This is a genomic window from Halomonas sp. AOP43-D1-4, from assembly GCF_052446175.1.
Classification (GTDB): Bacteria; Pseudomonadota; Gammaproteobacteria; order Pseudomonadales; family Halomonadaceae; genus Vreelandella; species Vreelandella citrativorans.
On record NZ_JBQSVY010000007.1, the window covers coordinates 158,772 to 173,942 of the forward strand.

Below are 15,171 nucleotides of genomic sequence, written 5' to 3' on the forward strand. Positions count from 1 at the left end.
TTACCAACTTTTAGTCTACCTCATTCCATCCAGCGTGCTACTCAGCCTCAGGGCGCATTGCTGGGAACAGCAATACATCACGTATGGACGCGCTGTCGGTAAACAGCATGACCAAACGATCAATCCCGATACCCTCACCGGCGGTAGGCGGCATGCCGTACTCCAGTGCACGCACGTAGTCAGCATCGTAGTACATCGCTTCCAGGTCGCCTGCATCTTTCTCGGCGGCTTGTGCGCGGAAGCGCTCGGCCTGGTCCTCGGCATCGTTTAGCTCCGAGAAGCCGTTGGCAATTTCACGCCCGCCCACAAAGAACTCGAAGCGGTCAGTGACAAACGGATTAGCATCGTTGCGGCGCGCCAGCGGGCTGACTTCAGCCGGGTATTCGGTAATAAACGTCGGCTGGTCGAGCTTATGCTCGGCCACTTCTTCGAAAATTTCCGTTTGGACTTTCCCCAGGCCCCAGCTGTCTTTGACCTTGATGCCCAGCGCCTGAGCGGTCACGCGCGCCGCTTCAAGGCTACCCAGGTCTGCATCGGTAATGCCATCACCGTGATCCAGAATCGACTGTTTAAGCGTCAATCGCTTGAACGGCTGGCCAAAGTCGTAGCTTGCCCCTTGGTACTCAAGCGTGGTGGTGCCCAGCACTTCTTCGGCTGCAGTGCGCAGCATCGCTTCGGTCATATCCATCAGGTCGTTATAGTCGGCATACGCCCAGTAGAATTCGACCATGGTGAATTCAGGATTGTGCCGCGTCGAAAGACCTTCATTACGGAAGTTGCGGTTGATTTCGAAGACTTTCTCGAAACCACCCACCACCAAACGCTTAAGATAAAGCTCAGGCGCGATGCGCAGATACATATCCATATCCAGCGCGTTGTGGTGAGTCACAAACGGACGCGCCGTCGCACCGCCAGGAATCGCCTGAAGCATCGGCGTTTCCACTTCCATAAAGCCACGCGTTTCAAAGAAACGGCGCATGGAGCTGATCACCGCCGCCCGCGTTTCAAACGCTTTGCGCGACTGCGGGTTCATGATCAGATCCACATAGCGCTGGCGATAGCGCGCCTCCTGGTCCGTCAGGCCGTGGAATTTATCCGGCAGCGGGCGCAGGCTCTTGGTCAGAAGCTGGGCATCGACCATCATCACGTACAGGTCGCCCTTACCGGATTTATGCACCGGGCCGCGCGCCGCCACGATGTCACCAATATCCCAGCTCTTGATGTCATCAAGCACATCCGCCGGCAGGCCTTTTTTATCCACGTAAAGCTGGATCTGCCCCGCCACGTCCTGAATCACGATAAACGGACCGCGCTGGCGCATGATGCGCCCCGCCACGGATGCGTGATGGTCAAGCGTTTCCAGCTCGGCTTTTTCCTTCTCGCCCAGCCGTTCCTGCAGCTCAACGGTCAGGCTATCGCGGCGAAAGTCATTCGGGAAAGCACTCTTCCCTTGCTCTGCGGCCAGCTCACGACGCGCGGTGAGCTTGGCGCGACGTTCAGCAATAAGATGATTTTCGTTTTCAGGAGAAGACGCGTCTTGGTTAGCCATGGGGCACCCTATTCATGTTCGAACGCTAAAAAGATTACAAACCCTGCTTGAGACTGGCGACGATAAACTGGTCCAGGTCGCCGTCGAGTACCTTGTCACAGTTGCTGGACTGCACGCCGGTGCGCAAATCCTTGATACGCTGGTCATCAAGCACGTAAGAGCGAATCTGGCTGCCCCAGCCGATATCGGCCTTGGAGTCTTCCGCTTCCTGCTTGGCGGCATTACGCTTTTGCATTTCATGCTCCCAGAGCCTCGCCTTTAACTGCTTCATGGCGAAGTCACGGTTGGCATGCTGGCTACGCTGGTTCTGGCAAGCCACCACAATACCGGTAGGTTCGTGGGTAATCCGCACCGCTGAATCGGTGGTGTTAACGTGCTGACCGCCCGCACCGCTGGAGCGATACGTATCAACGCGCAGGTCCGAAGGGTTAATATCAACCTCGAAACTGTCATCAACTTCCGGGGACATGAATACCGACGCAAACGACGTATGACGACGGCCGCCGGAGTCGAACGGGCTTTTACGCACCAGCCGGTGAACACCGGTTTCAGTACGCAGCCAACCGAACGCATAGTCACCCTGAACATGCAGCGAGGCCGACTTAATACCTGCGACTTCGCCTGCGGAGATTTCGGTTATTTCAGCCTTGAACCCGTGGCTTTCTGCCCAGCGCAGATACATGCGCAGCAGAATATTGGCCCAGTCCTGCGCTTCCGTACCGCCCGAACCGGATTGAATATCCAGGTAGGCGTTATTTTCATCCATTTCGCCGGAGAACATGCGACGAAATTCGAGCTTTTCAAGCGCGACCTGAAGGCCATCAAGCTCTTGGCGCACTTCTTCAACCGTGTCCTCATCCTCTTCCATCTCGGCGAGTTCCAGAAGGTCGCGGCTGTCGCCAAGGCCCTGGTCCAGTTCGTCGATGGTTGCCACAATGGCTTCCAGGGAAGAGCGCTCTTTACCCAGCTTTTGTGCGTAGTCCGGGTCGTTCCAGACATTCGGGTCTTCGAGCTCGCGAGAGACTTCTTCTAGCCGATCTTTACGCTCGGCATAGTCAAAGATACCCCCTAAGAACGTCTGTCCGCTCAGACAGGTCCTTGATCTGGTTATGTATCGGGTTGGTTTCCAACATGGATCGCCCTGGCCTTGGTCAATATGACATGGTTCAAAAGAAAGACGCGCCGCTGTGGCATCTTGGCTTGATGATTCCAAGCCAGCACCACAGCGGCGAAATTCTGAAAACCCATTGTAACGAAACCTGGCGTTTCTCGCATCCACTCGCCATGACGACGAATGCCTGAACCCGGCGAGTGCCGGGTTCAGAAGTAGAGCTACCGATTTAGCGCGTGAGAAACGTATTTCACCAAGACGTCTAAAACATGGGCTTAAAAACGATCAGTTTAAAAACGATAGGTTAGCTGAGCACCGAAACCGTGGGCTTCGTTTTTATAGCCGGCGGAGTAGGTAGATGTAATGGGCGGTGTCTGCTGTCCAGCCACAGTGAAGCTATCCGTCTTTGTTTGATCCACTTGGGTTGAGCGCTCGGTTAGATAAGAGTAAGCGAAATCAAGCGTTAGGTCCGGTGTAGGGCTCCAGCCAGCACCCAGCGAGAAGATACGCCGGTCATCAGAAGGAATACGCACACTGCGTGTCGTATCCTGCGTTGGTGTAAAGTCCAGCGCTACCCCTGCTCGCAAAGCCAGTTCAGGTGTCAACTGATACTCGCCGCCGGTGGAGAATGCCCAAGCATTGGAGTAATTTTGCTGTTCGTTAGTGATCTCTTCACGCTCAGTGCCGGTAACAAGGATTTGATCAAAGCGACTCCAGCGAGCCCAGGAAGCCCCAAACATGAGTTTGAGGTTGTCGCTCATTTGCTGGGTTATCGAGAAGTTAACCGTCTCAGGCGTAGTCAAGTCCAGTGCAGCCGTATCCGTTACGGTTCCAATACCTAACTGATCAAGCACAGGGGAGCTTGCGGAAAAGCTACCGTCCAAATTGAAGTCAACTTTTGAGCGATACGTTAAACCAAACGTGGTTTCAGGCACCGGTTGGTAAATCACCCCCAGGTTATATCCCCATGCGTCATCATCACCTTCAACACGTGAATCCACCTCAGTAACGATCGGAGCCCCATTGGCTGCCTGCCCAACCGCAACGGGCACCTGTCGGTGCAGTTCGCCATCAACGCGGTTATAGGTAATCCCCAACCCGACGCCCCACTGCTCGTTAAAGCGGTAGGAGACGGTTGGCTGGGCAGTCATTACCTTCACCTCCGTATAATTCCCCTGGTTACGCCCCTCGAAACCACCTTCATACTCTGTTTTTGAACCAAACGGTGCATATACGCCGAAACCAAACGCTAACTGCTCATTGACCGGTTGTGCATAAAAAGCAAAAGGAACCAGCGTACCGGGCACCATGTCACCTTCATTGGTTCCTTCTACTGACCCCAAAGGCAGTGAGCCCGCAGGCGTTTCCAAAGAACGCCCAGAGGTAGCATTATTGACATCGGTATTGACATGAAGATAGGTGCCCCCCACCGTGATCTGCGCACGATCAAGGAACGACATACCTGCCGGGTTACCGTACACAATAGAGGCATCGTGTACGTTAGAACTGCGCCCAGCATGACCATAGCCTTGGCCGCTAACGCTTTGCTCGTTAATTTGATAACCGCCAGCGTGTGCCTGGCTTGCGAAGACAGCTGCCGAAACCGCAGCTGCTAGAGTGAGCTTATTAAATTTATTATACATGGTTGGCCTCTTGTCCCGATGATCCTGTGGATGGCGACATCCGCTGGTACTGTTTTTATAGCGTAGGCATACACTTCAGTTTTCGCCCAATGTGGCCTTTGGTTCAAGGGCAAACGAGCGTTTTATTTTGTTTTTCGCTCATACATTAGTCGTACGACCGTTTTAAATCATTGTTTTATTCGTTTTAAGCCCTTTTTAGCGAATTATTGAACAGCCCTTCTTGACCTGCGTGTTACCCATAGGTTTTACACTACGTGCATTCCCACCGCTTACTAACAGCGGACAAAAACGTAAGGAGTGCGCGATGAAAGTCAGCGAGCTTGCCAAACAGGGCGGTGTAACGGCAGAGACAGTTCGCCACTACACCCGCGAAGGCTTACTTCTCCCGAGCCGCCAACCAGATAACGGCTATCAGCTTTTCTCAAGCACCGACCTTGAGCGGCTGCACTTTATTCAGCGTGCACGCAAGCTGGGGTTTAGCGTAGCGGAGATACGCGACATTCTCCTGCATGCCGACCAGGGCGACTCGCCCTGCCCGCTGGTGCGCGACCTGCTCGCCTGCCGCCTGCCGCAGATCCGTACACGGATTGCCGAACTTGAAGCGCTGGCCCAGCGAATGGAGCAAGCGCTGGAAAGCTGGGAGCACATGCCAGACGGCACACCTGATGGGCATAGCGTGTGCCGCCTTATTGAAAGCTTTCCCGATGAGTCCTCTTCCAGGGAGGCCTTATGAACGACACAACCACTTCACGTCATACGGTTTTCCGTACGGTAGGTGGCATGAGCTGCCAAGGCTGCGTTAAGCGGATGCGCGAGGCGATTCAGGCAGAAGACCCAGCGGCTGAGGTAGTGGGCACCCCAGCTGAAAAACGCCTTGAAGTTACTACAAGCCTGGACGATAGCCGCCTGAACACGGCGCTGGAAAAAGCCGGCTACCCGGCCAGCAGCGAACCCGCCTCGCCGACAGCGCCTGAAGCACCGCCAGAGGCAGCTGAGATACCGGCCACAGCTGCCAACCTGCGCTTGGCAATTAGCGGCATGACCTGCGCCAGCTGCGTTAAAAGCGTTCAGAATGCACTGAAAAATACCCACGGGGTAGAAGCCGCCAGCGTTAACTTCGCGACCCACACCGCCCAGGTAATGGGCAGTGCCGATACACAAGCCCTTATCAACGCAGTCGCCTCAGCGGGCTACACGGCGGAGCCAATTGTGGATATGCGTGAAGCCGAGCGCGTTCGCACCGAGCAAGATGCCACTACCTATCGGCAGCGGCTGCGGGGTAGCACCATCGCGCTGGCATTGGCCATCCCCCTGATGCTCAGCATGTTTATCTATCATCCCCACGTTATAGGCCTGGGCCGCGTTTACTGGCTGGTGATTGGTATCTTGACCCTGGGCGTGCTTGCCTTTCCCGGGCGCCACTTTTTTGTCAATGCGTGGAAGAATCTCAAACGCCACCAGGCCAATATGGATACATTGGTGGCGATGGGTACGGGCACCGCTTGGCTCTACTCCATGGCGGTGGTGCTGTTTGCACCCTGGTTGCCTGAAATAGCCCAAGGAATCTACTTTGAAGCCTCGGCGATGGTGGTTGGGCTTATCCTGCTGGGTAACGCCATGGAGCTTCGCGCCCGTGGGCGTACCAGCAACGCGCTAAAGCGCCTGCTTGATTTGCAAAGCCGCACGGCACGCGTCATTCGCGACGGCCAAGAGCAGGAAATAGACGTGGATGATGTTCGTGAAGGCGACCAACTCCGCGTGCGCCCCGGCGAGCGCTTACCCGTTGATGGCGAAGTCACCGAAGGCCAGAGCCATATTGATGAGTCCATGTTGACCGGTGAGCCGCTGGCCGTCAGCAAGCAAACCGGCGATGACGTCAGCGCAGGCACGGTCAACGGCCAGGGCGGGCTGGTATATCGCGCGACCCGTGTGGGCCGCGATACCCGGCTTGGGCAAATCACCGAGCAGGTCGCCAGCGCCCAGAATTCGCGCCCGCCAATTGGTGAGCTGGCGGATAAAGTATCGAGCATCTTCGTGCCGTCCGTCATCATTATTGCCGTACTGGCGGCACTTGCGTGGTTTAACGTTGGCCCTGAGCCACGCGTGATTCATATGCTGGTGGCGGCCACCACCGTACTGATTATTGCCTGCCCCTGCGCACTGGGCCTTGCTACCCCCATTTCCACCATGATTGGCGTGGGCAAGGCCGCCGAACAGGGCGTGCTGGTAAGAAGCGGCGAAGCGCTACAAACCGCCAGCAAGCTCACCACGCTGGTGGTGGATAAAACCGGCACGCTCACCGAAGGCAAACCCAGTGTCACCGATGCACAGCTGTTTGGCATGAATCAAACCACTGCGCTGGGCCTGGTTCATGCCCTGGAGCGTGGTTCTGAGCACCCGCTGGCGGCAGCCCTTATCGCTTACGCGGATGCTCAGGGCGCCGCGCCTGCTGAGATTCAAGGGTTTGAAAGTGTTACGGGTGGTGGCGTAAAAGCCGAAACCCGCGATGGAAAAGCGCTGCTGCTGGGCAATGCGCGCCTGCTTGAGGCTGCCGGAGTTGATCTTTCATCTGCCCAGCAAGCGGTTAACACGCTACAACACAAGGCGCGTACGCTGGTATATCTGGCAGTGGATAATCAGCTAGCGGCGCTCTTCGGGATTAGCGACCCACTACGTCACGATGCCGTCGCGGCCGTTAAGCGCTTGCAGCAGGATGGACTGAACGTGGTCATGCTGACCGGCGATAACCAGCATAGCGCCGCGGCGATTGCCCGCGAAGTAGGCATTACAACGTTCAAAGCGGGCCTGACACCCGAGGACAAGCACGCTGAGATTGAGCGCTTACAGCAGGCAGGCGAAATCGTCGGCATGGTGGGCGACGGTATTAACGATGCCCCGGCGCTGGCGCGCGCTAACGTCGGCTTTGCGATTGGCCAGGGGACGGATATTGCCATGGAAAGCGCGGGGATCACCCTCATGCGTGGGTCGCTTCACGGCGTGGCCTCAGCCATTGAAATCAGCCGCGCCACGCTTGCCAACATCAAGCAGAACCTGGTGGGCGCCTTTGGTTATAACGTGCTGTGCATCCCGGTTGCGGCAGGCTTGCTCTACCCGGTAACCGGCATGCTGCTTTCACCGATTATCGCGGGGGTCGCCATGTCGCTCTCCTCCATCACCGTGGTGAGTAATGCCAATCGCCTGCGGTTCTGGAAGCCCACTCAACAGGAGGCCTCATGAGCTTATTGGTTAACGCGACGGGCGTGGGGCTCATTGCCCTGGTCGTCTGGTGGTTCTGGCTTAGCTAGAGCGCTAACTCACGCCGATGTATCGCCCGGGCTTATGGTTAAGGGCGATAATCAAGTTCAACGTCAGCGCTCCCAGCACCGAGTAGCCAACGCGGTCTAACGGTAGCTGGGTAAGCGCTACCAGCAAAATCATCCCATCGATGCCTAGCTGCACATAGCCCGCCCGCAGGCCGTGGCGGTCCTGCAGGTAGAGCGCCAGAATGTTGATGCCGCCCAGGCTTGTACGGTGGCGAAACAGCATCAGCATGCCAATGCCCATCAATGCCCCGCCCATGAGTGCCGCATAGAGCGAAGGCACGCTTTCAAACTGCACCCAGCGCTGGGTTAGTTCAGAAAACAGCGACACCAGACCAATGGCAATAAAGGTACGCAGCGTAAAGCTCCACCCCATACGCTTGATCGCCAGGTAGTAAAACGGCAGGTTGATGGCAAAAAACCACAGCCCAAACCCCCACTGCGTCACGTAATTAAGCAGCAGCGCCAAGCCCGCAGTGCTGCCAGTTAGCAGCACCGCTTGGGTATAAAAGGTAACGCCCAAGGCAACGAAGAACGTGCCCAGCAGCATCGCCATTACATCCTCATAGAGGCGGTGCGGGTCCTTGGGTAAATCGTCCACGCGCATTTTTAAACGCCCTTATGAAGTGTGCTGGGGTGATGAACAGGGTTAATGAACCGGGTTGATGAAAGCGTTTTAAACTGCGCTTGCGTGCTCAACCATCAACTGCAACGACTCCCGCCCCCGCCAGCGGTTACGGTTAAGCTTGTAAGCGCAGTGCAGCGTGTCGCCGATGGCGAACGCGGGCAGCTCACCTGGCGTTAAGGCACGAAACCAGATTGCTTTACAGGTGATGGCACCCATGGAGAGCTCAAGCATCAAGTGCGCGCCATCGGCACCCACTGGGCGCAGCGCTTCGACGATAAAACGCCCTTCAAAAAGCGGTGCGTCAAATTCACGCCCATAGGGCCCCAGCGCGTCGATCTCCTCAAGCGTGGCAAGAGAGAGCTGCGCAGTAGAAAGCTCGCCGTCCGTCCATAGCCTAGGATAGAGCGAACGCCCCTCCAACAGCTCCGCTACGGCTTTGAGAAACGCCTGTTTAAACACGTCCAGCTGTTCGCGGGGAACGCCCACCCCAGCGGCCCCGCTGTGCCCGCCAAAGCGTGGCAGCGCCTCTGGGGCCAGCTCAAAAGTACGCTGCAACGCATCGCGCAGGTGCAAGCCATCGATTGAGCGCCCGGAGCCGGTGAGCATATTGGGTGCCGCCGCCTGCGTCAGCACCAGCGCAGGGCGCCCGTAAGACTGCACCAGCCGGGAGGCCACAATGCCTTGAACGCCGGGGTGGCCATCTTCCAGAAACACCACCACAGCAGGCTCATCGGCTAACAGCGCACTGGCGGCCAGCGCCCGTGCCTCTTCGGCCATATCAGCCTCAATCGCCTTACGCGACTGGTTATCCTGATCCAGCACTTCCAACTGACGATTAGCGACAGCGTCGCTCTCGGCCAGCATGAAATGCAGCGCGGCGTAAGGGTCATCCAGCCGCGAGCGCGCATTGATCCGCGGGCCCATCTGGAAGGCCAGGGTTTCGGCGTTGAACGGCACGCTGTCCGCCCCCAAGCGCGCGGCCATGGCGCGCCAGCAGGCGGCGTCCATGCGGTTGATCAGAGTTAATCCATAGCTCACCACGGCGCGGTTAGCGGGGCTTCCGCCCAGCGACACGCAGTCCGCCACGGTGCCCAGCGCCACATAGGAGAGCCACGGCGAAAGTTTGGGCGTAGCCTCGGGCAAGGCCCCCCACTCCACCAATACGCCACGTGCCAACGACATCAACAGCCACGCCACCATGCACCCGGCGATGGTTTTATCCGGATAAGTGCAATCGTCACGTGTGGGATTTACGCAGGCGTAAGCCGAAACGGGCGGGCCTTCCAACGGCAACGCGTGGTGATCACTGACCACCACGTCAATGCCTGCCGCTTTGAGTCGCGCGATACGTGGCTCGTCGCTGCTTCCGCAGTCGGCGGTAATCACCAGGGTCGGGAATGGCTTAAGCGCCAGCGTGCGCTCAACCAACGGCAAGCTGATCCCGTAGCCATCGTGAATACGGTGGCCAATCAGGCTATGCAGCTTGTGCTCGGGCACACCAAACAGCTCAACTAGCGTGCGGCGAATAACCACGTGGGAGGTAATCCCATCCACATCGTAATCGGTCAGAATCCCGATGGATTCACCCTCCGCAACCGCCTGAGCAATACGCTCGGCAGCGCGGCGCCCATCGGCAAGCTTTTCCGGGTGAGCCAGATAGCGCAGGCTAGGCGTTACCAGCGGGGCAAGCTCGCCCTGATAGCCGGGCAGCCGTGAGGCGAGAAGGCGCGCCTGAAGCTCGCTCAAGCCTTGTGCCTGGGCACGGGCGTAGACAGCCTCGTCCAGCGGACGAGGCTCCAACATTAGCTGCGTGGTGTGCTGAGGTGTAACGGGCGGATTGGCATCTGGCAAAGCAGTCATCATGTGTTAACGACGGTTATCCGCCACAAACTGCTGTACGGCGCTCAGCTCAGCTGGCAATACCGTGTAGCGCTCTTCACGCTCCAGCAAATCATCCATATGCGTGGGCAGCGGTACGCCCTGGAAGCCTGCTTTCACCACCGCTTCAGCAAACTTGGCCGGGTGTGCGGTGGCAAGCGTTATCATTGGCGTTGAGTGATCAGCGCGCACTCGCTCAGCAGCGCGGTAGCCCGTGGCGGTATGCGGGTCGAGCATTTCACCAGTACGATGATGCGCTTCGCGAATGACGTCCAGAATGGTCGCATCGTCCACACTAAAACTTGAGAACTTCTCACGCAGCTTGGCAAGCGGCGCATCGGCAAGTGCGGTGGGCTCTTGCTGAAAGCGCTCCAGCAGTGCCGCCACGGCCGCACCATCGCGCTCATAGGCGTCAAACAGAAGACGCTCGAAGTTCGACGACACCACGATATCCATGGAAGGCGCGAGCGTTGCCTCAAGTTCCTTCTTGGAAAAGTCGTTGGCGGCCAACGTGCGGTGCAGAATGTCGTTGGAGTTGGTGGCAATGATGAACTGCTTGACCGGCAGCCCCATTTTGTACGCCATGTAGCCCGCAAACACGTTGCCAAAATTGGCCGACGGCACGCAGAAGCTGACCTCGCGATGCGGTGCCCCCAGCGCGACACCCGCCGCTACGTAGTAAACGATCTGAGCCATGATGCGCGCCCAGTTAATCGAATTGACCGCCACCAGGCGCGTGCCGTTCAGAAAGTCCTGATTGGCAAAACTTGCCTTGACCATGGCTTGAGCGTCGTCAAAATTGCCTTCGATAGCAATATTGAAGACGTTATCGGCCAACACCGAGGTCATCTGGCGGCGCTGCACTTCGGACACCCGCTGGTGCGGATGCAGGATAAAGATATCCAGGTTGTCGCAGTGGCGGCAGCCTTCAATCGCCGCTGACCCGGTATCGCCCGAGGTGGCGCCCATGATCACCGCACGTTCGCCACGCTTTTTCAAAAAGTGATCCAACAGGCGGCCAAGCAGCTGTAGCGCGACGTCTTTAAATGCCAGCGTCGGGCCATGGAACTGCTCAAGCAGGAAGTGATTGGCGTCGAGCTGCTTGAGCGGCACCACCGCATCGTGAGTGAAGGTGGAATACGCGTCGGTCACGATGGTGCGGAAAGTGTCGTCGTCGATCTCGCCGTTTACAAACGGCTTCATGACCCGAAAAGCAATCTCGGCGTAAGAGAGCCCGGCCATATCGGCCAGCGCTTCTTTCGAGAGGGTGGGCAGCTCTTCCGGTACGTAAAGGCCGCCGTCGCTGGCCATACCGGTTAGTACGACTTCTTCAAAAGAGAGCGCGGGCGCCTGCCCACGCGTACTGATATAGCGCATAGTGGGTTACTCCCCTTCGCTCAGGCTTTCCACGCGGATGCGTGTCACCGGCCCGGCGATATCGGCCATCGCTTCGATTTCACGAATTGCTTCGTTCATCTGCTTCTCTTTGGTGCGGTGCGTCAGCAGAATAATCGGCACCAGCTCGCCTTCGGTTGCCTCTTTCTGGATCAGTGCCTCAATAGAGATGCCCTGCTCCGAAAGAATGGTGGCTACGCGCGCCAGTACACCAGGGCGATCCACCGCCAACAGGCGCAGATAATACGCCGTAATGATGTCTTCCATCGGCATAATCGGCAGTTGGCTGACATCTTCATCAATACCGCTGAACGCCAAATAGGGCACGCGATAGTGGTGGGCAGTTGTAATATCACGAGCCACATCCAACACATCAGCAACCACGGCGGAAGCCGTTGGTTCAGCACCCGCACCGGCACCGTAGTAAAGCGTGGGGCCTACCGCGTCACCCATGATGGCAATGGCATTTTTGACGCCATGCACGTTGGCTAGCAAACGCTCTTTGGGGATCAACGTGGGGTGAACGCGTAGCTCAAGCCCCTGGTCGGTACGCTTGGAAATACCCAAGTGCTTAATAACGTAGCCCAGGTTATCGGCCTGCTCGACATCTTCAGCGGTAATCCGTGAAATACCTTCGGTGAAGGCTCTTTCAAACTGAAGCGGCACGCCGTAGGCAATCGAGGCCAGAATGGTCAGCTTGTGCGCCGCATCGATACCTTCCACGTCAAACGTGGGGTCGGCTTCGGCGTAACCCAGTGCCTGCGCTTCGGCAAGCACGTCTTCAAAGGCTCGGCCTTCGTCACGCATGTGCGTCAGAATAAAGTTGCCGGTGCCGTTAATGATGCCTGCCACCCACTCAATGCGGTTAGCACCCAAGCCTTCACGCAGCGATTTGATAACCGGAATACCGCCTGCAACGGCGGCTTCAAAGGCGACAATAACGCCCTTTTCATGAGCCGCCTTGAAGATTTCATTACCGTGAACAGCAATCAACGCCTTGTTGGCAGTAACCACGTGTTTGCCATTGGCAATCGCGGTGAGTACCAATTCACGCGCCATGTCATAGCCGCCAATTAGCTCGACCAGCACATCAACGTTAGGGTTAGTTGCCACCTCGAAAACATCGGTGGTTGCGTTAATACCGGTAATATCGCAGTCAGGGTGAATACTGCGATGAGCCACCTGCTCAATCACAATAGGGCGGCCTGCACGGCGTGCAATATCATCAGCGTTGCGCGTCAATACATTGAACGTGCCGCCGCCAACCGTGCCTAGCCCACAAATGCCTACTCTTACCGGTTTCAAAATACATCCCCTTTCGTGGTGGGCGCCCTTGGCGCCTGGTCTTAAATTCAGTGTCTCAGCGTCACCGCTCGTTAACGGTGCTCTCTATTGGTGGGCACTTGTTGGGCGTGCCTGTTGCTATGTTTCTGTTGCTACGTTTCTGTTGCCAGGCGCCTGCTTCAAAGCGCCTGACAGATCAGGCTTAGGTGTCGCCCAAGCCTAACATGACGGCAAGCCTTTCTGGCGGTACATAGCCTGGTACCATTTGGCCATCGGGCAGAATAATCGCGGGCGTGCCCTGTACACCCAGCGCCATACCCAGCTCATACTGTTCAGCCACCGGGTTATCGCAATCCGAAGGACCCGATAGTGGCTGGCGCTGCTGGGCACGGGTCATCGCTTCACTACGATTATCCGAACACCACGCTTGCTGCATGGAGGTCGCCGCATCGCTGCCCATACCCGCCCGTGGGAATGCTAAATAGTGTACCGCAATCCCGCGCTCATTAAGCTCAGGCACGGCTTCGTGAAGACGCTCACAGTAGGGGCAAGTGGGGTCGGTAAATACTACCACGGTGGCTTTTGGCTCATCGACACCGCGATACACAACGCGCTCAGACTCGGGGATGCTTGCCAGTGCCGCAACTCGCTCCTGATTTTTGGACTGCTCGGTTAAATTGACCAGCCCCGTCTCGGCATTTTCGAAAAGATCACCCACCAAAAAGTGGCTGCCATCGGCATTGGTGTAGAACGACTCGCCGCTTTCCAGACGCACGTGGTAAATGCCTTCCATCGGGGTCGTCGTTACGTGCTCAACCGGTATCGGCTGACCATTAACGCTCAGCGACTCACTCAGTCGTTGCGTGACGGCATCTGCGTGAGCGGCGACCGGCAAAACGCTTGCGATGGCGAGCGTGAGTAATGCCGTGCGTAAAGAAGGAGTAACCGTACGTTGACGCATTCTATCTTCAACCTCGCGGATGGTGTTCTGCATGTAAATGCTCCAAGCGGGCTTGGGCAACATGCGTATAAATTTGAGTCGTAGATAAATCGCTGTGGCCTAACAGCAGCTGTACGACCCGTAAATTGGCCCCATGATTCAATAAATGTGTCGCAAAAGCATGCCGCAGCGTATGCGGAGACAGCGGACGCGAGATACCAGCCGTGATGGCATGCGCTTTTATACGGTGCCAGAAGGTCTGTCGCGTCATGGCTTTATCATGGCGCCCTGGGAAAAGCGCTGACCTGGTCGGGTCGCTCATCAGCGCAGGTCTGGCCGTCTTCATATAGTGCGCAAGCCAATCTGCTGCTTCTTCCCCCATGGGCACCAAGCGGTCTTTATCCCCCTTACCGCGCACACGCACCACATTTTGGCGCAGGTTCACCGCATCGCCGGTCAACGATACAAGCTCCGATACGCGCAGCCCACAGGCATACAGCAGCTCCAGCATGGTGCGGTCGCGCACGCCCAGCGGCGTATCAACATCAGGCGCCATCAGCAGGCGCTCGACCTCCGCCTCTTCCAGCGTATTGGGCAGGCCTGGCTGCACTCTGGGAAGCTTAACATCCACCAGCGGGTCGCTAACCACATGCCCGTGTAAGCGCGCCCAGCGATAAAAACTTCTGAGGCTCGATAACAACCGGGCATTGCTTCGCAACTGGTAGCCTTGCTCTCGGCGGGCATCCAACCATACGGGAAGCCGCTGCCCCGTGGGAGACAATATATCCTCACCTTCTGCTACCAGATAGTGCTGCCACGCGGTTAAATCGCGCCGATAGGCGGCTAACGTATGATCACTGGCGCCTTGCTCTAACCAAAGGGCGTCCAGGAAAGCATCAATGACGCTCATACGTTAATCGTCTCCTGCTGAGTATATGAACACATAAACAAAACCCCGCCCCGCAAAGCGGTGACGGGGTTCTGGTATCCGGTGCGACACGTGCCCAAGACGTACGTCAAGAACAGTGCGCGCCCGAGAAAGCGTCGCTTAGGACAGCTTTTCTTTGATACGTGCTGACTTACCGCTACGCTCACGCAGGTAGTACAGCTTGGCTTGACGCACGTCACCACGACGCTTGACTTCAAGAGAGTCAACCAGCGGGCTGTAGGTCTGGAAAGTACGCTCAACGCCAACACCGTGAGAAATTTTACGTACGGTGAAAGCGGAGTTCAGACCACGGTTACGCTTGGCAATAACCACACCTTCAAACGCCTGCAGACGCTCGCGGGTGCCTTCCTTAACTTTTACTTGAACGATAATGGTGTCGCCCGGCGCAAAAGAAGGAATCTCTTTGCCCATCTGCTCGTTTTCGATCGCCTGGATCACCTTGTTCTTGCTGCTCATCTTCATACTCCTAAATAA

General features: G+C 57.0%; 13 protein-coding genes. 3 read left to right on the forward strand and 10 right to left on the reverse strand.

The annotated features are described in order from the left end of the window. Positions 1 to 37: 37 nt before the first annotated feature. Positions 38 to 1,549, reverse strand: a complete 1,512-nt coding sequence (lysS, locus tag ACT3RQ_RS09565) for a lysine--tRNA ligase (protein ID WP_444630226.1) — start codon at positions 1,547 to 1,549, stop codon at positions 38 to 40. 34 nt (positions 1,550 to 1,583) lie between these two features. Continuing rightward, positions 1,584 to 2,682, reverse strand: a protein-coding gene (gene prfB, locus ACT3RQ_RS09570; RefSeq protein WP_172118525.1) for a peptide chain release factor 2 whose coding sequence is annotated in 2 segments (ribosomal slippage) — positions 1,584 to 2,606 and positions 2,608 to 2,682 — 1,098 coding nt in all. Because the reading frame shifts where the segments join, the coding sequence is not laid out codon by codon here. Here prfB and ACT3RQ_RS09575 point away from each other — a divergent pair. Further along, positions 2,681 to 2,851 carry a hypothetical protein gene (locus ACT3RQ_RS09575; RefSeq protein ID WP_193055187.1) on the forward strand — a complete coding sequence of 57 codons (171 nt, stop codon included), beginning with the start codon at positions 2,681 to 2,683 and terminating at the stop codon, positions 2,849 to 2,851. The genes prfB and ACT3RQ_RS09575 overlap by 2 nt on opposite strands. Before the next feature lie 99 nt (positions 2,852 to 2,950). On the opposite strand, the gene ACT3RQ_RS09580 is transcribed toward ACT3RQ_RS09575, so the two are convergent. Further along, a complete protein-coding gene (locus ACT3RQ_RS09580; protein WP_193055186.1) occupies positions 2,951 to 4,303 on the reverse strand; it encodes an OmpP1/FadL family transporter in 1,353 nt (450 codons plus the stop codon). 304 nt (positions 4,304 to 4,607) lie between these two features. Here ACT3RQ_RS09580 and ACT3RQ_RS09585 point away from each other — a divergent pair, with 304 nt between their 5' ends. Together ACT3RQ_RS09585 and ACT3RQ_RS09590 are read left to right on the forward strand one after the other, a co-directional pair. After that, positions 4,608 to 5,036: a MerR family transcriptional regulator gene (locus tag ACT3RQ_RS09585; protein ID WP_444640466.1), complete on the forward strand. Its 429-nt coding sequence runs from the start codon at positions 4,608 to 4,610 to the stop codon at positions 5,034 to 5,036. Further along, a complete protein-coding gene (locus ACT3RQ_RS09590; protein WP_444640468.1) occupies positions 5,033 to 7,540 on the forward strand; it encodes a heavy metal translocating P-type ATPase in 2,508 nt (835 codons plus the stop codon). The genes ACT3RQ_RS09585 and ACT3RQ_RS09590 overlap by 4 nt, the downstream gene beginning before the upstream one ends. A gap of 72 nt (positions 7,541 to 7,612) precedes the next feature. On the opposite strand, the gene ACT3RQ_RS09595 is transcribed toward ACT3RQ_RS09590, so the two are convergent. The 7 genes from ACT3RQ_RS09595 to rplS form a co-directional block, all read right to left on the reverse strand. Further along, positions 7,613 to 8,230: a YitT family protein gene (locus ACT3RQ_RS09595; protein WP_444640470.1), complete on the reverse strand. Its 618-nt coding sequence runs from the start codon at positions 8,228 to 8,230 to the stop codon at positions 7,613 to 7,615. Positions 8,231 to 8,299: 69 nt separating this feature from the next. Beyond that, positions 8,300 to 10,054 (reverse strand): single-stranded-DNA-specific exonuclease RecJ, encoded by a 1,755-nt coding sequence (locus ACT3RQ_RS09600; protein WP_193055418.1) that lies wholly within the window; start codon positions 10,052 to 10,054, stop codon positions 8,300 to 8,302. 63 nt (positions 10,055 to 10,117) lie between these two features. After that, complete coding sequence (gene thrC, locus ACT3RQ_RS09605; protein WP_444640472.1) at positions 10,118 to 11,506, reverse strand: threonine synthase; 1,389 nt, start codon at positions 11,504 to 11,506, stop codon at positions 10,118 to 10,120. Positions 11,507 to 11,512: 6 nt separating this feature from the next. Continuing rightward, the gene (locus ACT3RQ_RS09610) at positions 11,513 to 12,829 is read right to left on the reverse strand and encodes a homoserine dehydrogenase (RefSeq protein WP_172118532.1); all 1,317 of its coding nucleotides are present in this window, start codon (positions 12,827 to 12,829) and stop codon (positions 11,513 to 11,515) included. A 181-nt stretch (positions 12,830 to 13,010) separates the two neighbouring features. Continuing rightward, on the reverse strand, positions 13,011 to 13,802 hold the full coding sequence (locus tag ACT3RQ_RS09615) for a DsbC family protein (RefSeq protein ID WP_444640474.1): 792 nt from the start codon (positions 13,800 to 13,802) through the stop codon (positions 13,011 to 13,013). Then, on the reverse strand, positions 13,777 to 14,658 hold the full coding sequence (xerD, locus tag ACT3RQ_RS09620; RefSeq protein WP_444640476.1) for a site-specific tyrosine recombinase XerD: 882 nt from the start codon (positions 14,656 to 14,658) through the stop codon (positions 13,777 to 13,779). Before xerD ends, ACT3RQ_RS09615 begins: the two co-directional genes overlap by 26 nt. Before the next feature lie 138 nt (positions 14,659 to 14,796). Next, positions 14,797 to 15,153: a 50S ribosomal protein L19 gene (gene rplS / locus ACT3RQ_RS09625; RefSeq protein ID WP_087110090.1), complete on the reverse strand. Its 357-nt coding sequence runs from the start codon at positions 15,151 to 15,153 to the stop codon at positions 14,797 to 14,799. Between the last annotated feature and the right edge of the window lie 18 nt (positions 15,154 to 15,171).

Coding starts and splice junctions, on each gene's coding strand:
- ACT3RQ_RS09595 (WP_444640470.1), bottom strand. CDS start 8,230: ATGCGCGTGGACGATTTACCCAAGGACCCGCACCGCCTCTATGAGGAT.
- ACT3RQ_RS09615 (WP_444640474.1), bottom strand. CDS start 13,802: ATGCAGAACACCATCCGCGAGGTTGAAGATAGAATGCGTCAACGTACG.
- ACT3RQ_RS09590 (WP_444640468.1), top strand. CDS start 5,033: ATGAACGACACAACCACTTCACGTCATACGGTTTTCCGTACGGTAGGT.
- lysS (WP_444630226.1), bottom strand. CDS start 1,549: ATGGCTAACCAAGACGCGTCTTCTCCTGAAAACGAAAATCATCTTATT.
- xerD (WP_444640476.1), bottom strand. CDS start 14,658: ATGAGCGTCATTGATGCTTTCCTGGACGCCCTTTGGTTAGAGCAAGGC.
- ACT3RQ_RS09585 (WP_444640466.1), top strand. CDS start 4,608: ATGAAAGTCAGCGAGCTTGCCAAACAGGGCGGTGTAACGGCAGAGACA.
- ACT3RQ_RS09600 (WP_193055418.1), bottom strand. CDS start 10,054: ATGTTGGAGCCTCGTCCGCTGGACGAGGCTGTCTACGCCCGTGCCCAG.
- thrC (WP_444640472.1), bottom strand. CDS start 11,506: ATGCGCTATATCAGTACGCGTGGGCAGGCGCCCGCGCTCTCTTTTGAA.
- ACT3RQ_RS09580 (WP_193055186.1), bottom strand. CDS start 4,303: ATGTATAATAAATTTAATAAGCTCACTCTAGCAGCTGCGGTTTCGGCA.
- ACT3RQ_RS09575 (WP_193055187.1), top strand. CDS start 2,681: ATGGATCGCCCTGGCCTTGGTCAATATGACATGGTTCAAAAGAAAGAC.
- rplS (WP_087110090.1), bottom strand. CDS start 15,153: ATGAGCAGCAAGAACAAGGTGATCCAGGCGATCGAAAACGAGCAGATG.